General features: G+C 66.4%; 2 protein-coding genes. Both read left to right on the forward strand.

Features of this window, described 5'->3' with window-relative positions; all coding sequences use genetic code 11:
• Positions 1–169: 169 nt before the first annotated feature.
• On the forward strand, positions 170–409 hold the full coding sequence (locus DD1DGNOD_RS06160) for a hypothetical protein (protein ID WP_131765649.1): 240 nt from the start codon (positions 170–172) through the stop codon (positions 407–409).
• A 429-nt stretch (positions 410–838) separates the two neighbouring features.
• The coding region (locus DD1DGNOD_RS06165; protein WP_241255506.1) for an adenosylhomocysteinase at positions 839–1,824 on the forward strand (986 nt) is incomplete at its 3' end.

Raw genomic sequence — 1,824 nt, forward strand, 5'->3', positions numbered from 1 at the left:
GTCGTCCGGGTGGAGCGTGGCTGTCGGGGGAGTTCCCGGGTTGTCCGGACGACCGGCCGGAACGCGGCTGGCCAAGATGACCAAGATGATGGGCCTACATAGTGGTCTGTCCGAGCTCGAAGGTCTCGGATGTCCGGACCGTGTTTATCGTGTTGCGTAAAGTGGTTCCGTGGGCAAGGAACTACTCCGCAATGCCGCGGAGGCGGACAACGCGATGGGTCGTAAGAACGGGGACCGGGACGGTGGCTCCGGCGGTGAGGGCAGACAGCTGTGCCCGACCTGCCGCGGTACGGGTGAGGTGCCGAAGTTCTTCGCCGGCCAGGACGCCGACGGTGGTTTCAGCACGAACCGTATGGTTCGTTGCGGGACCTGTGACGGGATGGGTAACGTCGCGGGACGTACCCGGTGAGCCCTGGGGCGGCCTCCGGTGACAGGCCCGAGCCGGTCACGCGTGAGGTCAACATGCTCTGCCCCACCTGTGAGGGTATGGGGCGGGTGGGTGTGATCCAGGCTGCGAGCCTGGGTGGGGAGCCGTGCCAGATCAGGTCGACGCGACCCTGTCCGGATTGCCAGACCGCCGGGCACCGTCCCCTCACCCCACCTCTGTGACTATTTGTGACTTTCCGTGGCCGATCTGTATGATCTTCTCGAGAGCGGCCGCGTGTCGAGCTCGAGGAGGCGAAGACCGGATCGCAAGGGCTGATGTCGTAACGTCGTTTCAGAGCGCTCCTGTTGCCGGTCGCTCCAATGATCCGAGGTTCGTGGTTCGTCCGTGGTTCGTCCGCGTTCGCGGTCTCCCCTTTCCCGGGGTCCGCAGCCCCTTGAGAGGAGAAGTTCGATGGCAGAGCTGCCCAAGAACGACATCGCCGACCTTGCGCTCGCCCAGCAGGGCAAGACACGTATCGAGTGGGCGGACTGGTCCATGCCGGTGCTCCGTCAGATCCGCGACCGCTTCGCCGTCGAGCGCCCGTTCGAGGGGGCGAAGATCGCTGCCTGCATGCACGTGACGACCGAGACCGCCAACCTCATGCGGGCGCTTGCCGCCGGTGGAGCGCAGCTCGCGCTGTGCGCGTCCAACCCGCTGTCCACGCAGGACGACACCGCGGCCGCGCTGGTTGCCGAGTACGGCATCCCCACCTTCGCTCGCAACGGTGTGGATCGTGACGGCTACTACGCGCACATCAATGCGGCGCTGGACGGTGCCCCCCACTACGTTTTCGACGACGGCTGCGACCTGGTCAACACGCTGCACACAACCCGCACCGAGGTGCTCCCGGGCATACGCGGCGGGTGCGAGGAGACGACCACCGGAGTCATCCGGCTGCGTCAGATGACCAAGGACGGTGCGTTGCGCTTCCCGATGGTGGCGGTCAACGACACCGACACCAAGCACATGTTCGACAACCGGTACGGCACCGGCCAGTCGACGCTGGATGCGATCTTCCGCGCCACCAACACCCTGCTCGCCGGCAAGACCGTCGTCGTCGCCGGCTACGGGTACTGCGGCCGGGGCGTGTCGTCCCGGGCCAAGGGGCTGGGTGCCAACGTGATCGTCACCGAGATCGACCCGACCAAGGCGCTGGACGCGGCGATGGACGGGTTCCGCGTCCTGCCGATGATCGAGGCTGCCGCCATCGGTGACGTGTTCATCACCGTCACCGGCAACCGGGACGTGCTGCGCCGCGAGCACTTCGAGGCCATGAAAGACGGCACGATCTTCGCGAACTCGGGGCACTTCGACATCGAGATCGACATCGTGGCGCTGTCCGAGCTGGCCGTCGCCGGCCCGCGCCGGGTGCGTCACCAGACCGACGAGTACGTGCT

It is taken from the genome of Candidatus Protofrankia californiensis, from assembly GCF_900634765.1.
GTDB lineage: Bacteria > Actinomycetota > Actinomycetes > Frankiales > Frankiaceae > Protofrankia > Protofrankia californiensis.